Source organism: Streptomyces sp. SBT349 (assembly GCF_001083795.1).
Classification (GTDB): Bacteria; Actinomycetota; Actinomycetes; order Streptomycetales; family Streptomycetaceae; genus Streptomyces.
This window is the reverse complement of record NZ_LAVK01000391.1, coordinates 1-6,507: the sequence shown is the minus strand read 5'-3', so window position 1 is coordinate 6,507 and position 6,507 is coordinate 1. Positions and strand designations below refer to the sequence as shown.

Below are 6,507 nucleotides of genomic sequence, written 5' to 3'. Positions count from 1 at the left end.
GGGACATGGAGCTCCAGGGCGGTGCGGATGCGGATGCGGAACGGGGCGTTCACCGGGGCTGTTCATCGGGCGCGGTCATCGGGCGCCAGGCGTTCGAAGGCGATGGCGGCGGCGCCGAGGACCCCGGCCTGGTCGCCTCCGGACGCGGTGGTCAGGCGGACGGCTGAGGCGGCGGGACCCATGGCCCGCTCGGCGACCTCGCGGCGCAGCGGCCCCATCAGCGGCTCCCCGGCCCGGGTGACCCCGCCGCCGAGGACGACGAGTTCGGGCTCGAAGACGTTGACCAGGGAGATCAGGCCGGTGGACAGGGCGTCGAGGGTCTCCTCCCAGACGGCGGTGGCGACGGGGTCACCGGCCCCGGCCGCCGCGGTGACGTCGGCGGCGGTCAGCGGGTCGCGATCGCCCAGGAGGGTCGGCACGCCGCCCGCTCGCGCCTCGGCGACGGCCTCGTCGGCGCGTTCGGCGATCGACGTGCCGGAGGCGTACGCCTCCAGGCAGCCGGCGCGCCCGCAGCTGCGGCAGGGGCGGCCGTCGGGCCGGACGGTGATGTGGCCCGGCTCCCCGCCGTTGCCGGCGGCGCCGCGATACGTTCTGCCGTCCAGCACCATGCCGCCGCCGATGCCGGTGGAGACCGTCAGATAGACCAGGTGACGGGTGCCGCGTCCGGCGCCGAAGCGCCACTCCCCCGCCGCGCCCGCGGTGCCGTCGTTGTCCAGGACGGCGGGCAACCCGTATGCCTCCCGGGCGAGTTCGACCACGGGAACGTTCCGCCAGCCCGGCAGGTGGGGCGGGGCGAGCAGGACACCGGCGACGGGGTCGAGCGGTCCCCCGCAGCCGATGCCGGTGCCCAGCAGATCGCCCGGCGCGGTCCCGGCCGTGCCGAGCACCGCGCGGCCGAGGTCGAAGAGCCGCTTGAGGACGGCCCGCGGGCCGTCCTGGGACGCGGTGGGACACCGCGCGAACGCCAGCGTGGTGCCGTCCGACTGGACGACCCCGGCGGCCAGCTTGGTGCCTCCGATGTCGAGGGCGAGGACCGCGCCGGGGGCGTGGGGGTGGTGCGTCATCAGCCTTTCCGTCCTGTGGTGGCGATGCCCGAGGTGAACTGCCGCTGGCAGACGAGGAAGACGACGATCATCGGCACGGTGACGACGACGCTGGCGGCGCAGACGATCTCCCACCGCAGCTCGCCGCCCTCGCCGAACTGGTCGAGCACCGCCTTGAGTCCGCGGGGCACGGTGAACAGCTCGGGGTCGCGCAGGTAGATCAGCGGCCGGATGAGGTCGGTCCAGGCGGCCTGCACCTCGAAGACGAACGTGACGACCAGCGCCGGGCGGCACAGCGGCACCGCGATGCGGCGGAACATGGTCCAGTAGCTCGCCCCGTCGATGCGGGCCGCGTCGAACAGCTCGCGCGGCAGGCCGAGGAAGAACTGCCGCAGCAGGAAGATGTAGAAGGCGCTGCCGAACAGGTTCGGCGCCCACAGCGGCACCTGGCTGCTGGCGAGGTGCAGCGCGTCCCACACGAGGTACTGCGGCACCATCAGCACGACGGCGGGCAGCATCATGGTGCCGATGACCAGGCCGAACAGCGCGTTCCTGCCGGGGAATCTGAAGTAGGCGAAGCCGAAGGCGACCAGCGCGCTGCTGACGGTGACGGCCACGGCGGCGGCCAGGGTGACGGTGACGCTGTTGACGATCCAGGTGGCCAGGGGGACGGCGTCCCAGATCTCCGTGTAGTTCTCGAAGCGCCAGTCCTCCGGCAGCAGGGAGTTGTCGAAGACGGACTCCGAGGGCTTCAGCGAGGCGCTGACCAGCCAGAGGAACGGGTAGAGGAAGATCGCCGAGGCGCCGGTGAGGGCGAGGACCCGCAGGGTCCTGCCCACGAGGCCGCCGGAGGGGCGCCGGCTCGCGCGCCGACGCGGCGCGCGCCACGCGCGCTCCTCGCCGGGGGCCGGGCCGGAGGGCGTGGTGGGAGCCGGGGTCGTCGTGGTCATCGTGCGTCCCCCTCGTAGTAGACGAACCGCTTGCTGAGCCGGGCCTGGATGACGGTGATCACGAGGATGACCAGGAAGAGCAGCCAGGAGAGCGCGGAGGCGTATCCCATGTGCATGAACTGGAACGCCTGCTGGAAGAGGTAGACGACGTAGAAGAGCGCCGCGTCACTGCTGTACGTCTGGGTGTTGCCGGTGCCGTAGAAGGCGGTGTACGCCTCGGTGAACGTCTGGAGCGAGGCGATCGTGTTGACGATGAGCGTGAAGAACAGCGCCCCCGATATCTGCGGCAGGGTGACATGGAGGAACGAGCCCCAGCGGCCGGCGCCGTCGAGCTCGGACGCCTCGTAGAGCTCGCGCGGCACGTTCTTCAGGGCGGCGAGGTAGATCACGACGGTGGCACCCAGGGCCCACAGGGTGGTGAGGACCAGCCCCGGCTTGACCCAGGAGCTGTCGGTCGTCCAGCTCGGGCCCGTGACGCCGACCACGTCGAGCGCCTTGTTGACGACGCCGACGTTGCCGTTGAACAGGAGCAGGAAGAGGATGCCGACGGCCACCGAGGGGGTCATCACCGGCAGGTAGAAGACGGTGCGGAAGAAGCCGGAGGCGCGGCCGACGCGGAGCAGCAGCATGGCCAGCGCGAGGGCGAGCGCCATGGAGAGGGGCACGCGCAGGGCGGTGAAGACCAGGGTGTTGAGCAGCGAGGTGGCGACCGAGGGATCGTCGAAGAGCTGCCGGTAGTTGTCCAGGCCCACGTTCTGCGTGGGGCGGATGCCGTCGTAGTTGGTGAACGACAGGACGAAGCTGGCGATCATCGGGCCCGCGGTCAGCAGGACGAAGCCGACGATCCACGGCAGGATGAACAGGTAGGCGGCGCGGGTGTCGCGGTGGCGCCAGGAGGCGCGCCAGCGCCGGACGCGGGCGCGGCGCCCGGTGGTGCCGGCGGTGGTGCCGGGGCCGGTCGTCGGAAGTGCGGTCACGGCGGGGTCACCTCTCTCCCTGGTAGGCGAGGTCCAGGGCGGTCTGCGCCCGCTCCTGGGCCTGTTCGAGGGCTTCCCTCGGCTCGTGGTCGCCGGAGAGGACCTGGTTGACGGCGCTCTGCCACGCCCTGCGGAACTCGGTGCCCGCGCCGTTGGCCGGGACGGAGAACGAGTCGTCCTGTACCTCGTCGATGGCCAGGCTCGCCTCGTCGAAGGCCGCGTTGCCGGTGGGCTCCCAGATCTCCTCGCGGATGACGCGGTCGGCCTCGATGTTCCCGGTGAAGTCGCCGGTGTAGGGCGACCCGGTGTCCCTGACCTCCCGCGCCTTGGCGGCGGCGGCCTCGACCCAGGACTCGGCGGAGGTCATCGTCGTGATGAAGGCGCACGCCTCCTCGGGGTGGGCGCTGCCCTTGGGGATGGCCCAGCTGGCGCCTGAGACGAAGTTGATCGGCTGCCCGTCGCGGCCGAGGAACGGCTCGGTGCCGAGGTTGATGTCGGGCGACGCGCCGGCGAGGACGTTCACGTACCAGTCCTCCATGGGGTAGGCGCCGACCTGGTGGCGGGCCAGCTGGTTCCCCGCGCCGAACTGGTCGAACGAGTCCCGCAGGGACTTGAAGCGCCCCCACCCGCCCTGGGCGTCGATCAGGCCCACGGTGTACTCCAGGGCCTCCACGACCTCGGGGCTGTCGAGGCGGGCGGTGCGGCCGTCGTCGCTGATGAGGGTGCCGCCGTTGGCCTCGACCCACAGCGGGAAGAACTCCGGGATCTTCGGGTCGAACCCGAGGCGGTCGACGCGACCGCCGTCGCGGACGTGCAGCTCCTCGGCCAGCCGGCGCAAACCCTCCCAGTCGGAGGTGTCCACCTCGGCCCCGCCGCCCGCCTCGGCGAGGACGTCCCGGTCGACCAGGAGGACCCTGTTGTCGTAGGAGTCGGGCAGGCCGTAGACGGTGCCGTCGAGCGTGGCCTCGTCGATCGCGCCGCCGCGGTACTGGGAGAGGTCGACGCCCCGGTCCTCCAGGCACTCGGTGAGCGGGACCAGCGCGCCCCGGGCGCCGTAGCCGCCGATGAGGGCGCGGTCCATGCGGACGACGTCGGGCGGATCGTCGGCGGCGACCGAGGAGAGGAACTGCTGCTCGTCGAACGCGCCCTCGTTGACCCGCACGTCCAGCGGCGCGATCGCGGCGGTGCCGAGGCCCAGCCTGACCTGGGAGAGCGCGTCGCCCGCGCCGAAGCCCATGGTCGTGAACGTGTCGGACTCGTCGGCGAAGGTGACCCCGCCGCAGGCCGCGATCGTCAGCATCCCGGTGGCCGCGGCGGCGGCCGTCAGGCCCCGGCGCAGACGCCCGCGAAGGCGCTTGGCGAAGCGCCCGTGTCGTGGTGCCGCCATGGTCACTCTCCCTTGAGCTCTGTGGCAGACGCCGTATGGCATCGATCCCATATGGCAACGTAGTCACATGGGTTTCGGTCGTCAATACACGGGGAAGCGCGGATCGTTCCACCCCGGGGCGCGTCAACGGGCGCGTCAACGGGTGCGGAGAGCGGGGACCCGGAGGCCGGGGCGGGGTGAGCGGGCGGTCAGCGACCGGGCGCCGCGGTCGAGCCGCGGAGGATCAACTCCGGTTCGAGCGTGCGGGTTTCGGTGCGGCCCTGGCCGCCCTCGATGCGTTCGAGGAGGAGCCGCGCGGCGCGGTTGCCCATCTCGAACACCGGCTGGCGCACGGCGGTCAGGCCGGGCTCGACCACCCGCATCCAGGTCAGGTCGTCGAAGGACACCATGGAGCAGCGGTCGGGGACGGCGGTGTCGCGGCGCTTGAGTTCGTGCCAGACGGCCTCGGCCACGACGTTGTTCGCGGCGAAGACGGCGGTGATGTCCGGGTGGGCGTCGAGGAACGCCGCGACGTCGCGCTGCGGGTCGGCCGGGCGCAGGCCGAGGTCGAGCACCAGGCGGCGGGAGAGCGGGACCCCCGCGTCGCGGTGGGCCGCGCGGTATCCCTTGAGCCGGTTCTTGCCGGTGGCCCACATGGTCTCGTCGAGGACCACGGCGATCCGCCGGTGGCCGAGCGCCAGCAGGTGGCCGACGGCCTCGCGCGCGCCGCGTTCGCTGTCGATGGTCACGGCGTCGCAACTGCGCACGCCCGAGCGGCGGTCCACCTCGACCACGGGCGTGCCGTGCCCGACCAGCAGGTCGGTGGCCTCGCGGCCGACCGGAGCCAGCAGCACTCCGGCGGCGCGCATCGACAGGAAGGCCCTGGCGCCGCGCACGGCCTGGCTCTCGTCGCCGTGGTCGTCGACGAGCACCACCTGGTGCCCGGCCGCGGCCACGGCCTGCTCGACGCCCGCGGCGAGCTGGGCGTAGAACTGGTTGCGCAGGTCGGAGACCAGCAGGCCGACCAGCCCGCTGGAGTGGCCCTTGAGGGTGCGCGCGGAGATGTCGGGCACATACCCGAGGCGGGCCGCCGCCTCCTCGACCCTGGCCTTCACCTCCGGCGCCACATAGCCGTGTCCGGCGAGCGCGCGGGAGGCGGTGGACTGGGAGGTGCCGACCTCCTCGGCGATCCGGCGCAGGGTGACGCGCGCGCGCCTGCCGCGCCCGCCGCCGTTGCCCGGCGTCCTTCCGCTCATCGGCGTGCCTCCCGCCACGCGGCCCAACGGGCCCGCAGGGCCGCGTAGTCCCGCTCCTCCAGGGGCTCGCCGGTGCGGTCGAGGTGGGTGGCGGCGTAGAGGGCGGGCACGCCCAACTCCTGTTTGACGGCGGCGTACCGGCGCCACTGGTCGCGGTCGGGGGCGCACCAGTCGTCGGTGTCGACGGGGGTGGTGGGGCACGAGGCCGCCACCACGGCGGCCCGATACCGCATCTGCGGGACGACCGGGGCCCAGGGGTCGGGGTCGTCCAGGCGCAGCATGTCGTTGAGCCGGATCATGTCGGTCACCGCGGCGAACGCCGGGTGCGGGGTGTGGGTCACCACCAGCGCATCCCGCTTCGCCTCCTTGGCCGCCCCGTGGATCAGGGCGAGTTGATCGTACAGCAGCGCCATCCCCCACCGGTCTCCGTGGCCGGTCAGGGAGGGTCCCGAGGGGGTGTCGGCGGTGAAGTCGATCTTGAGCCCGTCGGCGTCGAGGCCGTCGGGGGCGAGCATGCGGGTGACGTTCTCCGCGAGCAGGGCCGCGGCCCCGGGATGGCCCGGGTCCAGGGCGACGGGACGGCCGTCGGGCGTGCGGACGCAGTACGCGTCGGGGGCGGCCTCGGTGGCCCAGGCGCGCCACCACAGCAGGACCTTCTGACCGCGCGCGTGCCGCTGTGCGATCCAGCCGCGCAGGTCGGGCCACTTGGCGGGGTCGGGGTGCCAGGAGGCGTACGCGCTCTGCCACTTGTCGTCGATGACGATCGTGCCCGGTACCAGGCCATGGTCCCCGAGGGCCGCGAGGTAGGCGTCGTACTCGGCGTGGGTGGACAGGTCGGGGGTGGGCAGGCCGGTCTCCCCCGACCGGTGGGACTGGGCGCCCCAGCCGCAGAACATCGGCTCGAACCACCAGGCG

At 72.9% G+C, this 6,507-nt stretch carries 6 protein-coding genes; all 6 read right to left on the bottom strand.

What is annotated here, in order from left to right:
* Positions 1-62 precede the first annotated feature (62 nt).
* Positions 63-1,064, bottom strand: coding sequence for an ROK family protein (locus ADY01_RS30950; protein WP_049580030.1), 1,002 nt, complete (start codon positions 1,062-1,064; stop codon positions 63-65).
* Positions 1,064-1,993: a carbohydrate ABC transporter permease gene (locus tag ADY01_RS30945; RefSeq protein ID WP_078900765.1), complete on the bottom strand. Its 930-nt coding sequence runs from the start codon at positions 1,991-1,993 to the stop codon at positions 1,064-1,066. The genes ADY01_RS30950 and ADY01_RS30945 overlap by 1 nt, the downstream gene beginning before the upstream one ends.
* Complete coding sequence (locus tag ADY01_RS30940) at positions 1,990-2,970, bottom strand: carbohydrate ABC transporter permease (RefSeq protein WP_199826351.1); 981 nt, start codon at positions 2,968-2,970, stop codon at positions 1,990-1,992. Before ADY01_RS30940 ends, ADY01_RS30945 begins: the two co-directional genes overlap by 4 nt.
* A gap of 7 nt (positions 2,971-2,977) precedes the next feature.
* Positions 2,978-4,357, bottom strand: coding sequence for an extracellular solute-binding protein (locus tag ADY01_RS30935; protein WP_078900764.1), 1,380 nt, complete (start codon positions 4,355-4,357; stop codon positions 2,978-2,980).
* Between the two features lie 188 nt (positions 4,358-4,545).
* Positions 4,546-5,592, bottom strand: coding sequence for a LacI family DNA-binding transcriptional regulator (locus ADY01_RS30930; protein ID WP_049580031.1), 1,047 nt, complete (start codon positions 5,590-5,592; stop codon positions 4,546-4,548).
* On the bottom strand, positions 5,589-6,507 hold a 919-nt coding region (locus ADY01_RS30925; protein ID WP_049580029.1), incomplete at its 5' end, for a hypothetical protein. The genes ADY01_RS30925 and ADY01_RS30930, both read right to left, overlap by 4 nt.

Coding starts and splice junctions, on each gene's coding strand:
- ADY01_RS30930 (WP_049580031.1), bottom strand. CDS start 5,592: ATGAGCGGAAGGACGCCGGGCAACGGCGGCGGGCGCGGCAGGCGCGCG.
- ADY01_RS30935 (WP_078900764.1), bottom strand. CDS start 4,357: ATGGCGGCACCACGACACGGGCGCTTCGCCAAGCGCCTTCGCGGGCGT.
- ADY01_RS30950 (WP_049580030.1), bottom strand. CDS start 1,064: ATGACGCACCACCCCCACGCCCCCGGCGCGGTCCTCGCCCTCGACATC.
- ADY01_RS30945 (WP_078900765.1), bottom strand. CDS start 1,993: ATGACCACGACGACCCCGGCTCCCACCACGCCCTCCGGCCCGGCCCCC.